This window comes from Candidatus Hydrogenedentota bacterium (genome assembly GCA_035450225.1).
In the GTDB taxonomy this organism is placed as follows: Bacteria; Hydrogenedentota; Hydrogenedentia; order Hydrogenedentales; family SLHB01; genus DSVR01.
Genome location: DAOTMJ010000017.1, coordinates 43,719 through 61,534 on the forward strand (window position 1 = coordinate 43,719; position 17,816 = coordinate 61,534).

At 61.0% G+C, this 17,816-nt stretch carries 12 protein-coding genes; 7 read left to right on the top strand and 5 right to left on the bottom strand.

The genetic code is table 11. The annotated features are described in order from the left end of the window. Positions 1-25: 25 nt before the first annotated feature. The 4 genes from P5540_10885 to coaD all read left to right on the top strand — a co-directional run bounded on the left by P5540_10885 (position 26) and on the right by coaD (position 4,310). On the top strand, positions 26-1,648 hold the full coding sequence (locus P5540_10885; GenBank protein ID HRT65318.1) for a sodium:solute symporter: 1,623 nt from the start codon (positions 26-28) through the stop codon (positions 1,646-1,648). Between the two features lie 184 nt (positions 1,649-1,832). After that, complete coding sequence (larB, locus tag P5540_10890; protein HRT65319.1) at positions 1,833-2,609, top strand: nickel pincer cofactor biosynthesis protein LarB; 777 nt, start codon at positions 1,833-1,835, stop codon at positions 2,607-2,609. After that, positions 2,606-3,802 (top strand): nickel pincer cofactor biosynthesis protein LarC, encoded by a 1,197-nt coding sequence (larC, locus tag P5540_10895; protein HRT65320.1) that lies wholly within the window; start codon positions 2,606-2,608, stop codon positions 3,800-3,802. The genes larB and larC overlap by 4 nt, the downstream gene beginning before the upstream one ends. Continuing rightward, positions 3,795-4,310: a pantetheine-phosphate adenylyltransferase gene (gene coaD, locus P5540_10900; GenBank protein HRT65321.1), complete on the top strand. Its 516-nt coding sequence runs from the start codon at positions 3,795-3,797 to the stop codon at positions 4,308-4,310. The genes larC and coaD overlap by 8 nt, the downstream gene beginning before the upstream one ends. Here coaD and P5540_10905 read toward each other — a convergent pair. The 3 genes from P5540_10905 to P5540_10915 all read right to left on the bottom strand — a co-directional run bounded on the left by P5540_10905 (position 4,274) and on the right by P5540_10915 (position 10,346). After that, positions 4,274-5,065, bottom strand: a complete 792-nt coding sequence (locus P5540_10905) for an inositol monophosphatase (protein HRT65322.1) — start codon at positions 5,063-5,065, stop codon at positions 4,274-4,276. The genes coaD and P5540_10905 overlap by 37 nt on opposite strands. 126 nt (positions 5,066-5,191) lie before the next feature. Further along, on the bottom strand, positions 5,192-8,593 hold the full coding sequence (locus P5540_10910) for an immunoglobulin domain-containing protein (GenBank protein HRT65323.1): 3,402 nt from the start codon (positions 8,591-8,593) through the stop codon (positions 5,192-5,194). 556 nt (positions 8,594-9,149) lie between these two features. Continuing rightward, positions 9,150-10,346, bottom strand: a complete 1,197-nt coding sequence (locus P5540_10915; protein ID HRT65324.1) for a hypothetical protein — start codon at positions 10,344-10,346, stop codon at positions 9,150-9,152. A gap of 521 nt (positions 10,347-10,867) precedes the next feature. On the opposite strand from P5540_10915, the gene P5540_10920 reads away from it, so the two are divergent. The 3 genes from P5540_10920 to P5540_10930 all read left to right on the top strand — a co-directional run bounded on the left by P5540_10920 (position 10,868) and on the right by P5540_10930 (position 13,550). Next, on the top strand, positions 10,868-11,311 hold the full coding sequence (locus P5540_10920; protein HRT65325.1) for a PaaI family thioesterase: 444 nt from the start codon (positions 10,868-10,870) through the stop codon (positions 11,309-11,311). Between the two features lie 7 nt (positions 11,312-11,318). Continuing rightward, positions 11,319-11,927, top strand: coding sequence for a DUF4203 domain-containing protein (locus P5540_10925; GenBank protein HRT65326.1), 609 nt, complete (start codon positions 11,319-11,321; stop codon positions 11,925-11,927). A 198-nt stretch (positions 11,928-12,125) separates the two neighbouring features. After that, a complete protein-coding gene (locus P5540_10930) occupies positions 12,126-13,550 on the top strand; it encodes a trimethylamine methyltransferase family protein (protein HRT65327.1) in 1,425 nt (474 codons plus the stop codon). A gap of 761 nt (positions 13,551-14,311) precedes the next feature. Here the strand turns inward: P5540_10930 and P5540_10935 are convergent. Both P5540_10935 and P5540_10940 read right to left on the bottom strand, forming a co-directional pair. Then, entirely contained in the window at positions 14,312-16,957 is a 2,646-nt protein-coding gene (locus P5540_10935) for an FAD-dependent oxidoreductase (protein HRT65328.1), read from the bottom strand. Positions 16,958-17,126: 169 nt separating this feature from the next. Further along, positions 17,127-17,744, bottom strand: a complete 618-nt coding sequence (locus P5540_10940; protein ID HRT65329.1) for a hypothetical protein — start codon at positions 17,742-17,744, stop codon at positions 17,127-17,129. Positions 17,745-17,816: the final 72 nt, after the last annotated feature.

The window sequence follows — 17,816 nt, forward strand, 5'->3', positions numbered from 1 at the left end:
GGCCAACGAAAGAAAGACGGCATTCATGCAAACCCCATTCAGCACGATTGACTGGATAATCCTGATCGCCTACTTTGTCGCAGTCGCTTCGATTGGTCCGCTGTTCGCCCGGCGCAACAAGTCCACCGAGAGTTTCTTCGTCGGGAACCGCCAGTTTCCCGCGTGGCTGTTGGGTCTGGCCATGTTTGCCACGTCCATCAGTTCGATCACCGTCGTGGCCTTTCCGGGCGACGCGTACAAGGCCGCCTATCTGCGCTGGTTGCCCACGCTCATGCTCCCGTTCGGCATTCTCATCGGCTCGAAATTCTTCCTGCCGTTCTATCGGCGCAACAAATGTACGTCCGCGTACGAGTATCTCGAGGGCCGGTTCGGCAACGGGGTGCGCACCTATGTGTCCGTGACGTTCGTGATCGGACAGGTCATGCGGATAGCCACCATCCTTTATCTCGTGTCGCTGGTGTTCCAGCAGATGACGGGCGCATCGCCGTACGCCTGCATCCTGATGGGCGGCGGCGTCATCGCGATTTACTCGGTGCTGGGCGGTGTCAGCGCGATTGTCTGGGCGCAGTTTCTTCAGGCATTCCTGTTGTGGTTTGGCGCCATTCTCTGTTTCGCGACGCTTATTCGCGGCATAGACGGCGGGCTCGGCGCCGTGTTCACAACCGGCTGGGCCGACGGCAAGTTCATGCTCGGCGACCTCAACATCGCCACCGGCAAGCTCGAACCCGCGAAATGGTTCTCCATCTGGGATAAATCCATCCTCATGATGCTGATCGGCGGATTGGCCGGATGGGTTTTCGAATACAGCGGCAACCAGAACGTGGTTCAGAAATACGTTTCCGCCAAAAATCCGAAAGAAGCCTTCAAGGCCATCTGGATCTGCTGTGCGTGCAGCGTGCCCACATGGGCCTTCTTCATGCTCATGGGCACCTCGCTGTACGTCTTTTTCAAGCAGCATCCCGATCCGACGGCGGCGGCCATTCTCTCCGGCGCCCATGGCGCCAAGCCCGAGTCCATTCTCCCCTTCTTTTGCATCAAGATGCTTCCGGCCGGTCTGGCGGGCATCGTGATCACCGGTATTCTCGCCGCCGCGATGTCGGCCTCTTCCGCGAGCATCAGCGGCATCTCGGCGGTGTTCATCACGGACATCTACCGGCGCCATCTGGTCAAGAAGGCCGGCGAACGACACTATGTCCTTGTCGCGCGGATCACTTCGGCCATCGCCTGTCTTTTGATGATGGGCGGCGCCGTGTTGTTCTACCGCGCCAGCGATTTGACGCTTCAGGATTTCGGCGCCCGGCTCGGATCCGTACTGGGCGGCGGGATTCTCGGCGTCTATGTCCTCGGATTTCTGACCACACGCGGCACGGGCCGCTCCGTCGCGGTCGGCATCGGCGCCACGCTCGTGTTCTCGATATACATGGCCGTCATCGAGTTCATGAAAGTCACGCCCGAACAGTTCATGAGCCTGCTTGGATGTTCCCGGACGGCCGCCCTGTGGTTGCTCAAGCCGGTTCACATCTATTACGTGGGATTGGCCGGGCATCTCCTGACTTTTGTGGTGGCCTATCTTCTATCGAGCCTCTTCGAACAGAAACGAGACTTGACCGGCCTCACGTTCTGGACACAAATCGAGTCCGAAGAATAGGGCCGCGCGGGATGTCGTCCCACCGGACCGTTGTGCCGCGGAATTCGGGATTGACATACATAAAATGCTCGGTGTTGACGCAAACCAAGACAGACACGGCTTATTGCATGGGATGCGACCCGACTTTCAATTGGGGAACCGTTTGCGTATCATACGCGTGCGTTTGGAATAAATGGGAAAGTACATGGATCCCGCAAGGCTGAAAGCGCTCCTCGAAACGGTGGCATCGGGCGAAATCTCGCCGGACGATGCGCTGGCGCGTTTGCGCGCGCTTCCTTTCGAGGATCTGGGCTTCGCGAAGATTGACCATCATCGCACGCTGCGCAAGGGTTTTCCGGAGGTCATTTTCAGCGCAGGCAAGACGCCGGAACAGGTCGTCGAAATTGTCGGGCGCATGCACGCACACGGCAGCAACGTGCTGGCGACGCGATGTTCCGATGCGGTCGTGGCGGCGGTGTGTGCGGCCTATCCCGGCGCGGTGCATCACGAGGCCGCGCGGGCGCTCACGCTGACCGTAAAGCCTCCCAATCCCTTGCCGGGGTATGCCGCCGTGGTGTGCGCGGGCACAAGCGATATTCCCGTGGCCGAAGAAGCCGCAGTCACCTGCGGCGCGATGGGCGCAACGGTCCAGCGCGTGTACGACGTCGGCGTCGCCGGCATTCACCGCCTGCTGGACCGGCGCGTGGTGTTGGAAGAAGCCTACGCCGTCATTGTTTGCGCCGGAATGGAGGGCGCCCTGGCCAGCGTCGTCGGCGGACTGGTGGACAAACCTGTCATCGCCGTGCCGACCAGCGTCGGCTATGGCGCGAGTTTCGGCGGCATCGCCGCGCTGCTCGGCATGCTGAACTCGTGCGCGTCCGGCGTTGCGGTCGTGAATATTGACAACGGTTTCGGGGCGGGCGCCTATGCGGCGATTATCGGGCGCATGCTGGCCGGCCGCGCTCCGGGAAAGAACAAATGAAGATCCTCTATTTTGACTGCGCGTGCGGCGCAAGCGGCGACATGATCGTGGGCGCGTTGCTCGACGCGGGCGTGGATATGGCGTCGCTTCGGATCGCGCTCGAATCGCTGAAGGCGCCGGGGCTTTCCGTGTCGGCGGATCGTGTCAAGAAACACGGCATCATGGCGACGCAATTCCGCGTTCATGTTCCGCACGAACACGCGCACCGGCATCTTGCGGATATCGCCGCCATCATTGGGGACAGTGCGTTGCCCGACCCCGTGAAGCGGGGCAGCATCGAAACGTTCGAACGCATCGCCCGATGCGAGGCGGACATTCACGGAACGACGGTCGAAAAAATCCATTTTCACGAGGTGGGCGCAATTGATTCCATCGCGGACATTGTGGGGGCGCATTGGGCCATGCACGCCCTGGCCGTCGAACGCGTGGTCGCGTCGCCGCTCAATCTGGGATCGGGTACTGTCGAAATGGCGCACGGCTCTTTGCCCGTGCCGGCCCCGGCGACCGCCGCGCTTCTGCGCGGCGTGCCGTGTTACGGCAGCGAGGTCCCCGGTGAACTGGTCACGCCGACGGGCGCCGCGCTGATCACGCAATTCGCGCATCTGTACGGCCCCGTGCCGGCCATGCGCATTGTTTCGTCGGGGTACGGCGCCGGTTCGCGGGATATGCCCGGGCGCGCCAACGTGTTGCGCGTGCTGGTCGGTGAATCGAGCGACGCGCCGAAGGCGGAATGGCCGGATGCGGAATACATCACGGTCATCGAGGCCAACATTGACGACATGACGCCGGAATTGCTGCCGCCGCTCGTCGCCAACGTGCTGGAAAAGGGCGCGCGTGACGCGTTCCTCACGCCGATTCTCGGCAAAAAAGGCCGGCCCGCCTATCTGGTGACGATCCTGTGCGACGAGGAAAAAGTGCCGGAGGTCGTTCCGGCGATTTTCTATGCCTCGACGACTTTCGGCGTCCGCATTCGCCAAGAAAGGCGGATATGCCTTGAGCGCGAATTCCGGCTTGTCCGAACCCCTTGGGGTACGGTACAGGTCAAGATAGGGCGCCACGGTAAAACGATCACGTCGCTTTCGCCGGAATACGAGGATTGCCGCCGTCTGGCGGAAGCCAACGGGGTCAGCGTGCTGGCCGTATATGAACTGGCGCATGCCGCCGCCATCAAGGGAGATTTTGGGAATGCCTAACCGCCTGGCTGTGTATCCGGGAAGTTTCGATCCGCCGACCTTCGGCCATTTGGATCTGATTTATCGCGCCGCCCGAATTTTCCCCCGGCTCGTGGTGGCCGTGGCCACCAACAATGAAAAACAGTGCCTGTTCACCGTGGCCGAACGAATCGAGATGCTCCAGGCAATTACACGGGACATGCCCACCGTCGAAATAGACTCCTTTACCGGACTGACCGCCGAATTTGCGCGCAAACGCGCCGCAGTGGCCATTGTCCGGGGATTGCGCGCCATTTCCGATTTCGAATACGAACACGGAATGGCCGTAACCAATCAAAAACTTAATCCGGAGGTGGACACAGTTTGCCTCATGCCCAGCGAGCCGTATCTGTTTCTGAGTTCGCGGGTCGTGAAGGAAGTGGCCCGGCTCGGCGGGGACGTTTCGCATGCGGTTCCGCCGATTGTGCTTGAACGACTACGGCAACGGTTTGGTCAAGGACAATCCACCAGCGATAGCAGTTCCGGGTGAATGTGCCCGTTGCTGAGCAGGGCCCCCTTGCCGCCATCGAATACGCCCAGCGGACGGCCGTCCAGCCTTGTCGCGCGTCCGCCGGCCTCCTCGACAATCAACTGCGCCGCTGCATAGTCCCACGGGTGCAAGGCGACGTGAACAAATCCGTCCATCTCGCCGGCCGCTATCTGGCAAAGCGACACAACCGTCGCGCAGGCGCACCGGATCTGGCCGGCGCCGCAAATGATGCGCGATGCCCTGCGCAGGGTTTCGGCGCGCTCGGGCGGTCCTGAAAAATCCACTTCCACCCGCGCCACGGACGCCGAGGCAACATCCGAAACCCGCAGCCGGCATTCGTCTCGGAACGATCCCGCGCCGCGCTCGGCCAGAAAGCAGCCGCCGGATATCGGAAGCGCCACGCCGGCGGCAACGGCCATGCCGCCACGGACAAATGCAATCGAAATCCCGAACATCGGGAAAAAACCGCGAACGAAATTTTGCGTGCCGTCTATCGGATCGATAACCCAGCAGCGCGCATCGCGATCCGCCGGCGCGTGCGCGAAATCACGCTCTTCCGCAGCAATCGCATCGCCGGGAAAACAATTCCGGATGCCTTCCACAATCAGATCCTGAACGCCAAGATCCGCTTCCGTCAGCAGGTCGTTGGGATTGCCCTTGGATTGCACGCCGACGCGATCCCTGCGCGCATATTGCTCGCGCACATAAACCGACGCTTCTTTCAGCAGACTTTGTATCAGGTCTATCTCTGTCATCGTTCCGATCCCGCACGAAAACACTCTGTTTGCGAATTCGCACCGCCTCTTTGGATACAAAGCGGGCCACCGATGCCGCCATCGGTGGCCCGCAATCATGCGTTAGGCCGGGTCAAGCCCGGAGTACTACTTGCGCCGACGCACCACGAACGCGCCGCCGCACAGGACCATGCCGCCCAGCAGGCCCAGTCCAATCAGACCGGCCACCGGCGTTCCGGGCGCCACTTCGAGCACAGCCGAATTCGAGACCACCACGTTGGTGTTCGAGTCGGAAATCTGCACAAAGTATGCACCCGCATCCGACACGGTCAACGACGGGATTGTGTACGACGGGGTCGTGCCCAGCACCGCCGGATTCCCTATCTTGTACCACGAATACGACAACGGCAGGAAGCCGCCCGACGTGGTCACGTTGAACGTGTGAGTCTGATTCGTGAGCTTCGACGCGCCCTGCGGATGCGTCTGAATTCTCAGGAAGTCCTCAACGTCCAGATAGGCCGTGTTCGACTGCAGCGCGATGCGGTCGTCAATGACCCGTGCCGTGTAGAAGCCCTCGTTCGCGAAGAGCGCCATGGTGTTGTAGACGGGCAACGATTCGGTGTTGACCTGAATCGGCGTCGTATTGGCCTTGGCCAGCTCTTCGACAAACCACCACTCGTACGTGATCGGCGGACGTCCGCCCGACACGGAAACGGTGAACTGCGCCCATTCGCCGAGATACCGTTTGAGGTTCGGCAACACGTTGTCTATGGACAGCGGAGCGCCTCCCACCCACAGGTTCACCGGATCGCTGGTATCCTCACCGGCGCTGTTGGTGACCGTACAGGTGTATGCGCCTTCATCGGGAATTTGAGCCGCGGCTATCTGGAGCACCGCCGCATTGGCGCCGGAGATACCCGGTCCATCGGCCAGATCCACACCGTTAAGTTTCCACTGGTAGCTGAACGGGGTGTAGTCATCGTGAGGCTTCATGATGACTTCGAACTGGGCCGGTGCGCCAATCGCCACGACACCGCCTGTCGGCGTAACGACAACCGAGTCAATGTCCGGAGGATCGTTGACCGTCAACTCCGCCGCGTCGGACACGATCGTGTCCACGCCGGCCAGCTGGCAGCTGTACAATCCCTCATCGGCCTGTTGAGCCGCCGGGATGGTCAGCGTGGCCGTATAGTTGCCCGCCTCCAGCGTGCCCGTATTGGCAAGCGGCGAACCGTCCTTCAGCCACTGGTAATCAACGGGAAGCGTGCTGCCCGTCACCAGCACCACCGTAAACGACGCGGGTTGATCCGGATCAACCGTGATGGACGCCGGCTGCGTCAGGATTGCAGGATCCGTCACCGAAAGCGTCGCCGCATTGGAGACCACCGGTTCCGGATCCGCGCCCGTGACGGTGCATACGTAAGCGCCGTTGTCGGCCGCGCTCACATCGGTCAGATCGAGCGATGCCGTCGAGGCGCCGCTGATGTTGCCGCCGTCGTCGAGCGGCGTTCCGTCCTTGCTCCAGCGGTAATCGAGCACGCCGCTGCCGTATGCCTCCACGCTGAAGTTCACGTTCGTGTGCGGCAGCACGGATTGCGAAACCGGATGGGTCGCAATGTACGGATCGTTCACCGTAAGCGTCGCCGTGTTCGACGTGACCTCATTGCCCACGACGTTGTTGACCGCGCACAGATAGACGGCTTCGTCCGAGTTTTCCGGACTGGCGATATCGAGCGCGGCCGTGCTGGCGCCGCTGATGTTGCCGCCGTCGGCCATGTCGAGACCGTCTTTCCGCCACTGGTACACCAGCGGCGCGGTGCCCGTCGCCGAGACGGTGAACTGGGCCGGAACAGCCTGGTGCCAATTGACTGTCAGCGAGACCGGATCGCCCGTGATATGAACCGGAGCGATGCCGCCGCCGACATGCGTGCCAAAGTTCTGTGAACCCATCGGGCGCCCAATGGCGTCGAACACATTGGTCACGGTAATCGTGATGTCAAGGCCATCGAACATCTCGCCGTCCGTCCACGTCAACCGGTATGTATTGCCGCCGACGTTCACGACGCTATCAGGATTCGTCGCCAGCGAGTTATTTCCGCTGCCCGAAATGGCGTAATTGGCCGGATCCGTCGCGCCATCGTACACGGCCTCGTCGAAGGTGACATCCACCGAACGCCATGTTACCACGTTGACACTCACCACGCTCGGCAGGTTGGCGTCATAAAGGATGGTATTGTCAACGCTTGTCGAGGCCTCGTTGGGATTACCCGCCAAGTCCGTGCAGACATCGGCCGCCACGCTGCAAATCAACGTGCCTTCGGTCATACCCTGCACCGCGATGTCGAACTCCACCGGACCGCCGGTGACCGCAACCGTCTTGACACCGCCCGAGGTGCCGCCAAGGGTCACGTCGGTCTCATCAAACCCGGTGACGGCTTCACTGAACGTGGCCGTGAAGTGGACGATCACGTCGTCCGCCGGATCAGCTTGGCCAGCCGCCTGCTCGACCGTCACGGTCGGGTTCACGCCGATGGCGCCGCCGACATGCGTGCCGGATGTTCCGGCCGGAGCCACGGCATCGCCTTCCGCATCTTCCATGCCTGTGGCGGTAACCGTGATATCGAACCCGTTACGCATCTCGCCGGCTGCCCACGTCAAGCGATACTGGTTGCCCGAGACCAACTCGACGGCGTCCGGCGCATTCGCCAAGGTGCCTTGGCCGGACGAACCCGTGATCGCGTAATTGCCGGCGTCCGTCACACCCGTGCCCATGGCCTGGCTGAAGGTCACGAGGACCGTCAAGCCCGACTCCACAGCCACATCGGTAATGATCGGCCGCACACGCAACGTCGCCGCCGCTGTGACGGGTTTCGCTTCGGCCGCCTTGAGGAACTGGTTCGTGATCACACAATCATAGGAGCCTTGATCGGCATCCGTGACATTGTTCAAAACAAGGGTCGCATTGGTGGCATCCGTAATATCAAGGCCATCCTTGCGCCACTGGTAACTGAGCGTGGCCGAACCGGTGGCCGCCGCCGAAAGCGTGACGTCGGCGTCGTTGTCCACTGTCTGGCTCGTGGGATCCGTCGTAATGGTCGGCGGAATGCCTGCAATGGCCGATGAACCGGACTCCAACACCACACTCCAGACTTCGCCCGGGGCCAGATCGGGCGTGGCATGGCCGCCGTCAGCCGGACTCGCCTGAATGCTGATCGGATCGTTTGCGCCCACTTTAACACGCACGTCGGAAACCACGGCGCCTGTGCCGTTCTTCACGACAAGTTGTTCATAACCTGCAAACACACCCGTCAACGTGGCTGAACCAAATCCGGACGGAATCGCGGCATCCACCGCGCTCTTATTCCAATAATTGGCCGGTCCATACCAGCCATAGGTATACGGGCCACCCGCAATATCCGGAATCAACGGATACCGGGTACCCGTGGCCTGGTACGGCACATTGGTATTGCGCGTAAGAACCGCATCGTTGACCGCAGTGCCCAACACGGTGGTCAGCACTGTTTTTTGTGGAGCCGGAGGCGAGGCCATGTTCGAAATGACGGTTGCGCCGCCATTGACATTGGCGCCCACGCCGGACACATTATCCGCCGTGATGGTCGCGTTCACCAGCCGCACCACCGAGCCTTGCAGTTTGACCATGCCGGGCGTGCCGTAACCGGCATTGCCGCCCGCGCCGCCGTTCGCACCCAAGGCGCCGCTGCCACCCGTACCGCCGCTGCCGCCGCGGACCGCCGCATTGCTGCCGCCCGCGCCGGAGGTCACGCCTCCGCCGCTGGCGCTGGCGCCGCCCGCGCCGCCGAGCGCGCCTGGCACACTGCCCGCGCCCGGAGCCGCGGAAGCGTCGGCCAGACCGCCGTTGCCACCGCTCGTCGGAAGCGCTGCGGACACGTTGAACTCACAGGCGCCAATGATGTCCAACAAGCCTTTCGCGGCAAGAATAAACGCGCCACCACCGGAAGCACCTGTGCCGCCAGCCGCGCCATTGCCGCCATTACCGCCCGTGCCGCCGCTGCCGCCCGAACCGCCGCCGCCGGCCGCGCCGGCCGTTCCAGCCGCCGGCCAGCCGGTCGTCAGGAAATTGCCATTACCGCCCACGCCGCCGTTCGCAACTGGCGCAGTTCCGGCTGTCGGGCTGGTGGCTTCGGCATTTGCCGCACCGCCGACAACACCCGCTAGCTTGCCGCTTGCGCCGGAAGCGCCGCCGCCGGCCGCCGAACCTGCGCCGCCGCCGCCGCCGCCTGCGCCGCCGCCGCCGCCACCACCACCGCCGCCGGTCGCGTACGCAAGAACCGCCGTCGCCGCCGCCGCCACCGCCTGCACCGCCGCCGCCGCCACCGCCGCCGCCGCCGCCGCCGCCGCCGTTGCCAGCCAGCAGATCAAGGGAGTTCACAGCGGTTGCCAAATTCGCAAATGTGGCATTCGAACCATTGCCGCCATTTTGTCCAATACTACCTGCCGCAGGGGGTGTCGTATTGGCATTTCCACCATTATTGCCCGCGATGCCGGCCGTACCCGGCTGTCCGGTCAATCCACCGGCCAAACCACCATTGGACGGCGCTGCTGTCGCGGGACCGGCTGTCCCTCCCGAACCGGCGATTGCGCCGCCGGTGCCGCGGATACCCACCGCGCCGCCGACACCCGCCGTGCCATCGCCGCCAAAACCGAGCGATCCGGTGCTACCGGCCGTTCCGCTGACGCCATCGCTACCGGGTTGGCCAGCCGAACCGGCCGTGCCCACAGCGCCGGCCGCGCCATTGGCGCCGTTGCCATTGGCGCCGCCAAGGCCGCCCAAGCCGCCGCTGCCGCCCGCGCCGCCTGCGCCGCCGTTGCCGCCTTTGCCACCGCTGCCGCCCGCGCCGCCCGCACCGCCGGCGCCACCGCCCCAGCGATTGGTCGTAACAGCCGAGGCAGCCGACGCGTCAATGTCCGCCGCCCACACCAGATTTCCGCTCGCGCAGATTGATGCCGGACGCGAACCTGTCGCGACAACCGTCACGCCGGAATGCACCGTCAAGTTCTTAAATTCGAACTTGGCGATTCCATTCGCCGTGACTGTGCCTGCGTAGGGGGTCGCCCCCACCAGAATGACGGGCGTGTCTGTATCAATAGTCATAATACCCGATGATACGGTGACATCACCCAGCGCACCGCTGCTGTCGTAGTCCGAGGGCGATGTGGCCGCAAGACCCGGCGCCGCCCACAGCACCGACAACACAACAGCCGCCAAGCACGCCCAAAGGGCGCTTACTGCTCTGTGTTTGGTTATCTTTTCCGATGACATGCCTCAAATCCTCCTCTTGATTCCGTGTTGAAATAATTGGCGCCATGCCTACCCGCGGCAGGCGGGAAAATTACGTCTGCCTTGTGAAGCCACAGCCCACAATCCATACCCCAAGCCTTTCTCTCTGAGAAAACTTCCACTACCGTCACTTTCTACTTTAGCACATCATTGTAAAACACGCAAGTGTTTTTTTTTGAAAAAATAAGGCTTGTAACCCATTGACAGAAAAGAAGATATAAAAACTTAACCCGAAAAATTGCATTTTGTGCATCTTCAACACCCACCGAAAAAGCCGAATTTTGCCCAATGGCGCCTTTCCATAGAAAGATAGCAGCATAACTGTCAAAAAAACTACCCTGCTATCTGGCTAGCATATCAAGCAAACCCATTGCCCCTTTTTATTTGGATCATCACGGGCGGCATACAAAAGCCAATGTGATGAAAACGGCCCCGTTGCCGCCGGTTTGCGTAAAACCGGCAAGCTCTGATAGCGTGTGAGCGGTTTGGAGGACAAGCAGGCCATGAATGCCGACGAATCAATATTACGCGAGTATTTCAAGGAAGATTACTACGCGGCCGAATTGGGAATAGATTTGCTCGAATTCGAAGACGGGTATGCGCGGGCGCGAATGAAACTGGATCGGAAGCACCGAAACGGACTGCGGATGGTCCACGGCGGCGCAATTTTCGGGCTGGCGGATTTTGCGTTTGCCGTGGCCGGCAACTCCCACGGAACGGCGGCGGTGGCGATTCATGCCGACATTTCCTACGTGGGCATAGCCAAGGGCGGCGTGCTGTATGCCGAAGCGCGCGAACAATCGTGTTCGGCCCGCCTTGGGGCATACGATGTCCGGGTCACGGACGAGACGGGCACGGTCGTCGCGTTGTTTCACGGGATGGTCTACCGAAAGCCGGATCGCATCGCGGATATCGTCGCCGCGCGCAACGCCGCTTCAAATCCATAGAAGCCGCATGCCCGTTATATCCGAAATAACCCGTCTGCGCTTTTCGGAATTATCGCCCGAACACATTCGCGCCTTCTTTGCCGGCGCATTGATCCTAGGCGCCCTGTACTGCTTCCTGGGCTATCGTTTCGTGCGAGTCACCATCGGCATGACGGGATTCCTGCTCGCGGGCGGAATGGCGGCCATTCTGGCGGGATTCATTACTGAAGGACAGATTATTTCCATGGCCATTTCGGGTTGCATCGGGGGAATCGCCGGCGCCATGGCCCTCTTTTTCCTTTATAAAGCGGGCTTGTTTTGCGTTGGCGCCCTGGGATGCGCCGTCGCCGCGCACATGGCGCTCGCCGGTCGCCCCGACGACTGGATTCCTTCCGCCATCGTCGCCGCTTCCGTGTTTGGCGGATTGGCCGCGCTGGTGTTCGAGCGGGGCGTCACGATCCTTGCAACCGCCGCCGTGGGTGCATGGCTCGTCTGTTACGGCACGTTCAGCGTCTTAGCCGCCGGCCAAAACTTTTCCTGGACGCCGCGCGCCATGCTGATGTTGCTCACGGCATGGCTCGCGCTCGCCGCGACCGGAGCCGCCACCCAATTCGCCACGGGTTCAACGGATCGCTGATCCGTTCGCGTTTGACCGGCAGGCAAACCGCAAGGATCCGTGCAAGATGCAGTCGAAAGAACCGATACGGCATACTCTGGAATCCAAGCAAATAGTTTCTTTGTCCGCAACTTCCGTGTGCCATGCACAGAAGTTGCGGACAAAGAAATCATATCCTTGATTGAGGCATTGCGGCTGAGCCGCGTTAGGAGAGGGAAAATGGAACTGGCGGCATTGCACGTGCTTTCTCCGGACGAAATTGAAATGATTCACGAGGCTTCGCTCGATATCCTCGAACAGGCCGGCGTAAAAGTGGGAAGCGGCCGCATGCGCACCTTCCTGGCCGAACACGGATTGCCCGTGGACGAAGCGACGGGCGTGGCGCGGATTCCGCGCGGCTGCATCGAAGATTGCCTTGACTCCGCGCCACCCCGATTCGACGTGTTCGATCGCGAGGGCAACCGCCTGTTCGCGCTGGGCGGAAGCAAGCCGCGCATCGCCGCGGGACATAACGCCGTCTTCTGGGTGGATTCCGAAACGGGCGTGACACGTCCCTCGACAGTGGCCGACGTCGAACAATTCGCGAGGCTGTGCGAAGCGCTGGACGACATTGACATCATCGGGATTCCCGTCATGCCGCAGGACGCGCCCAATCCGAGCGCCACGCTGTTGTACGGCGTGCGGGCGTGCATCGCCAACAGCTGTAAACCGATATTCTTCTCGACGGATCGCCCGGAGATCAATCGCGCCGTCATGGAAATGCTGGATGCCGCATTCGCCAAGGATCTCCATGCGCAGGCCTACGGAATCGCCCAGCTCTCGCCGACCAGTCCCCTGTTCTGGGAGGGCAGCGTGTGCGATGCGCTCGAGGACACGGTGCGCTTCGGCGTGCCCCTGGCGATCCTGCCCGAACCCAACGCGGGCGTGTCGTGCCCGTACACACTGGCGGGTTTGATTGCGATGAACAACGCCGAATGGCTGTCGGGTATGGTCATGACACAATTGATCCGGCCCGGCGCGCCCATCATGTACGCGAATTCGTGGACCACGACCGACATGCGCAACGGCTATGCGCTGGTCGGGTCCGCGGAGACCACCGTCTGCCGCGTGGCGGGCGCGCAGATGGCGCGGCGCTACCGCGTGCCGTCGCATACGACCGCGCCGAATTCGGACAATCACGCCCACGACGAACAAAACGCATGGGAAAAGGCCCTGAGCCAGTTCTGCGCCATCGCGTCGGGCAACGACCTGATCGTGAATTGCGGCATGTTCGCGACCGGCATGACGTGCAGCCATGAACAACTGATCATGGACGCCGAAATGTCCGCCTTGGCGCGGCGCATCGCCCGCGGCATTCAGGTGGACGATGAAACCATCGCCAAAGAAACGATTGTCGAACTTGGCCCGCGCAATCCCGCCTATCTGACCGCGCCGCACACCCTCGAATGGCTGCATTCCGACGAGCACTTGACGCCGCGCGTGTCGGTTCGGTGTCCCCGCGCGATGTGGGAAGCCGCCGGGTCCAAAGACACCCCCGCTCTGGCGCGCGAACGCATGCGCGAACTTGAACAATCGTCAACGCCTGCCCCGCTCGACGCACAGCGCCTTCGCGCGGTGGATACCGTTGTCGCAGGGTTTGCATGACACGGCAAAGAAATGGCGCCGATTCATTGTCGCCATTTCTTGCGTCATCCTAACGCGGCTCAGCCGCAATGCCTCAATCTAAGGATATGATTTCTTTGTCCGCAACTTCTGTGTGCCATGCACAGAAGTTGCGGACAAAGAAACCGACGAGGGTATCACCCACAACCCAATTTCTATTCGTGCTCGTAATCGTGCTCGTAATCGTTATCGTAAGCGCTCTCAAAACCGCGCGATTTTCGCACTTGCTAAATCATGGAACTTCAATTGGTTGCACAAATTGCCCAAGACTTTCTTGTTGTTTTTTTAAAAGCCGGATTTTAAGAAAGATCCCTTGCGCGGGAGCACGGCCGCAGGCCTTCAGGACTGGACGCGACTCCGGCTTGCCTGCCGGCGGCCGTGCTCGTGGGCACGCACGAAGGCGTGCGCGCTCGGGAACCTCGGTTGTCACTGCCGCAACTGCGCCAAACGGCCAAATCAACGGGGTCCGCAATCCCGCGAAGAAAAAGGACCTCGACTCTCCCCACCGGAGGTGAAAAACCCCTCCGCTGCCTTGGCGCATATATCGGGACACCGGGCCGTGCGCATCACGACTGGTTTCAACTGTCGTCTTTTGAAAACAAACGGCATGCCAACTTTGAAAAGACGTGTCGAATTTCTTTGGACATAAGGAGTTGCCGTTTTCGTATACACCCGATCATCAGAAATTGCCCCCTGCGTTTGGACTCAATAACGTTCCCGAGTGACAAATTTCGTCGCGCGAATCAACAACGGAAATGGATGGCGGCGGGAACAATTTCGAATGTGGCCGGAAGCCGTCCCGGCGCCTCGCCGTCCACGTCGAGCAGCACTTCGCCCGCCCCCTCGACCGGCAAGGCGGTGATGCGCCGTCCGCGGACGATCGTCACATGCTCGTTTGCGACGTGTTCGCCCCGGTAAATGGTCCCCACGTTGCGTAGAAGAGTCGGCAGGCTCAAATCATGGATGATGACCACGTCGAACAGCCCGTCGTCGGGCACGGCCTGCGGCGCGATATGCATGCTTCCGCCGAAATATTGGCCGTTGCATACGGCCGCCGTGCTGACGCGCAGGACTTTGTCGAAGACATCGTCAATTTGAATGCGGACCGGCTGGTTGCGGTACATCAGCAGCGCCTTCAACATGCCTACGAAGAAGGCGAACTTTCCCCCGAACCGTTTCGCAAACTTGAGGCGGTTCACGGCGCGATCGGTCGCGCCGCTCAACCCGAAACTGGCGATGTTGCCGAAATAGCGCGTTTCCTCGGCGCCCTGTTCGTTGATGAATGTCAGTTTTCCAAGGTCAATGGTGCGCAGTTCGCTGGCGGCCATGCGCTCGATCTGTTCATCCACCCCTTCGGGCATGCCGTACGTCCTTCGGAAATCGCGGCCGGTCCCGCTGGTCAGCACGGCAAGCACGGCGTCGGGATTGATCGGAAGGCCGTTTTCGAAAAAGCCGTTGATAACCTCGTTGATGGTGCCATCGCCGCCCACCGCGATGATTTGCTCCATGCCTTCCTTCAGGGCTTTGGCCGCCAGCCGCTTCGCGGCCATGGGGCTGTCCGTGAAAACGGCCTCGACCGGCCCGATCGCGTGGGCAAGGCTCGACTCGATTCGCGGCCAAAGTGCGCCGGTTCGGTCGCCCCACGCGTGGGGATTGACAATGGCGCGCGATCGTGCCCACGAAGAAAACCGCGCCATGGCGCGATTGATCTGCGCGGCGCGTTCCGCCGGCGACCAGCCCAATTCCCGGGCCATTAGATCCGCCGTGCGCGCGATGGCGGCATCTCCCGGACTGCCAATCGTCCCGAGACCCGTCCGGCGAAACAACACATCGTCCAAGGTGAGCGCCATTTCGCGGCGAACCGCATACACGACTTCCGCCGCAATGTCGGGAAACCGATCCGAAACACGCTCCGCCCAGGCGGGATTCTCGCCAAGCAACGCGAGGACATCCTCCATGCGCCCGCCGTAGTTGCGCGCAAGGTTCTCGACCACGTCAGCAGGCAAATCCGGGTGGGTCTCCAAGGCAAGTTGCCGAAATTCCGCAAAACGGCCAACGCCCCGTCCGCCATAGGTCGGAACGTGTTCCGTTGTGCAGGGCACCCCCGTTTTACCCAGTTTGGCACAGGCAAGATCAACGACCTTTTCCGCCAGATGACGCGAGGTGGTCCATTTCCCGCCGATAACGGTCAGCAGCCCTTTCAGGCCTTCCTGTGCTTCATGATCATACACTTCCGCTGCCCGGCTGGCCTTGTATGAATCCGAATCCTCCACCTCCGGTCCCTGATCTTCAGCCGAATTGACAGGCGTGGTTGTGTCCACAATGGGACGCAAACCACAATAAAAATACAACACATCGGATCGTTTCAATTTGGCATGGGGATACCCCTTGTTGATTACGCCCAAAAATTCGATAATGTCTTTCTCGGTTACATGGACTTTGTCCGGTTCACCCTTGTAGACGGTATCGGTGGTCCCCAAAATCGAGTGACCGCGCCAAGGCAGGATAAAGAAGTGCCCGCCCTTGGACGGCACGGCGATGGCGTGGCCTTGTGTCAGGGATCGCGTCAGCAGATGGATGCCCTTCGAGCGAATCAAATGGCGCGAGGGGTGTCCGCTGGCCTGTCCCATCAGCAAATCCGCCCACGGCCCCGCCGCATTGACGACAATCCGGCCCCGGATCAACAGCGGCCCGTGGTCCGGATTGATTACATCGCGCACATGCACCCCGGTTATCCCCCCTTCCTCCTGCGCAAATCCCTCCGCTTGGGCATAATTGGCCACGTCCGCCCCCGCTTCCGCCGCCGATAGAATGCATTCAAGCGCCAGACGTTCGGGCGAATACATCTGGTAATCGTAAAATATCATCGCACCGGTCAATTCTTCGGTTTCCAGACCGGGTTCGAGTGCGATTGCCTCTTTGCGGCTCAATTTTTTATGAGAAGGGATGGATTTTTCCGGATCGTCAAGCCGGTTGCGATCATAGGCAAGCCAGTCATACAGCGTCAGGCCGATGCCCTTGACCATGCGATCCTTGATGCCGCTTTTGGTCAGGGGCATCAGAAACGTCAGGGGCTCTATCATGTGAGGCGCGGTATTCGACCAAATCCGGCGTTCCCGCAACGACTCGCGCACCAATCCCAGTTCGAGGCTTTGGAGATAGCGCAGGCCCCCGTGTATCAGCTTCGAGGAGGAAGATGTCGTTGCCCCCGCGAAATCGTTTTTTTCAATCAGCGCAACCGTCAAGCCGCGCAAGGCGGCGTCTCGGGCAATGCACGCCCCCGTAATGCCGCCGCCCACAATCACCATGTCGTACGATTTGGCCGCCATGGCGGCGAGATTCCGTTCAAGGCGTCCGCCGAACCCGCCCGGCATGTCTGGCGATGTCATAATTCCCTTTCCCATCGTAAAAAGCACATCGAAAACAAGATACCGGACCGGCCGGAAAAACACAAGAAGCGCGCGGCGTTCTCATCTTTTTTTCACGGGAAAGGCACATAAAAAAACCGCCACGCGGAAATCTTCCGCATGGCGGCGCAGATTGTTCGGCGGCTTGTTTCTAGAACAATCGGATGGTAATTCGGATGCGCATGCTGAAATCCCATTCCGGCAAAGGATTGGGCACGGTACCGGCCACTCCAATGCTGAGTTCCGGATTGGAGCCCTCGTCGTGCGTGGCCGCATTGTCCACCAAATCCAGGATGTTGACCGTCGCTGCGGGAGTCAGCGTGATATTCGTGCCAAGCGTGCCTGTCGGCGATAAGGCCGTGCCCAGATCAACCGGATCCGGCGTCACACCGCCCACCGCCGCCAGTTTCCACGTGAACGCCAGGCGGGTAAGACCGTTGAAACTACCTTGGGTCGCTTCAAGCCGCATTTCGACCAGTTCGACCGATTCAATGCGGACGATATTCAGGAGCCACCCGAAACCGGCATCTTCGATATAGCCCTCCAGCGTAGCGCGCGAGGGGAAAACGTTGGGAATCGGTAAGGACAGATCGTCGAACACAGCGGGAATGGGATCGCCCGGCTGCAAACCGGGAAATTCGGGAAATTCGCTCTCCCCGAGGGGCACCGGCACCTCGAAGGATTGCGAACACGAAACATTGCCCAGAACCATGACCAGCATCACCGATGCCAGCGCCGCCGCTTTGGAAACCGCTACCCATTTCTTCATGCGAAAATCCTCCCTTTGTTTGGGTTGTTACTACCCGCACTCACTATACCATGAACCGTCGCTTTCGTGCCA

Bases quoted from the DNA above. Each gene is read 5' to 3' on its own strand.
- P5540_10885 (HRT65318.1), top strand. From the start codon at position 26: ATGCAAACCCCATTCAGCACGATTGACTGGATAATCCTGATCGCCTAC.
- larB (HRT65319.1), top strand. From the start codon at position 1,833: ATGGATCCCGCAAGGCTGAAAGCGCTCCTCGAAACGGTGGCATCGGGC.
- larC (HRT65320.1), top strand. From the start codon at position 2,606: ATGAAGATCCTCTATTTTGACTGCGCGTGCGGCGCAAGCGGCGACATG.
- coaD (HRT65321.1), top strand. From the start codon at position 3,795: ATGCCTAACCGCCTGGCTGTGTATCCGGGAAGTTTCGATCCGCCGACC.
- P5540_10905 (HRT65322.1), bottom strand. From the start codon at position 5,065: ATGACAGAGATAGACCTGATACAAAGTCTGCTGAAAGAAGCGTCGGTT.
- P5540_10910 (HRT65323.1), bottom strand. From the start codon at position 8,593: ATGGCCTCGCCTCCGGCTCCACAAAAAACAGTGCTGACCACCGTGTTG.
- P5540_10915 (HRT65324.1), bottom strand. From the start codon at position 10,346: ATGTCATCGGAAAAGATAACCAAACACAGAGCAGTAAGCGCCCTTTGG.
- P5540_10920 (HRT65325.1), top strand. From the start codon at position 10,868: ATGAATGCCGACGAATCAATATTACGCGAGTATTTCAAGGAAGATTAC.
- P5540_10925 (HRT65326.1), top strand. From the start codon at position 11,319: ATGCCCGTTATATCCGAAATAACCCGTCTGCGCTTTTCGGAATTATCG.
- P5540_10930 (HRT65327.1), top strand. From the start codon at position 12,126: ATGGAACTGGCGGCATTGCACGTGCTTTCTCCGGACGAAATTGAAATG.
- P5540_10935 (HRT65328.1), bottom strand. From the start codon at position 16,957: ATGACATCGCCAGACATGCCGGGCGGGTTCGGCGGACGCCTTGAACGG.
- P5540_10940 (HRT65329.1), bottom strand. From the start codon at position 17,744: ATGAAGAAATGGGTAGCGGTTTCCAAAGCGGCGGCGCTGGCATCGGTG.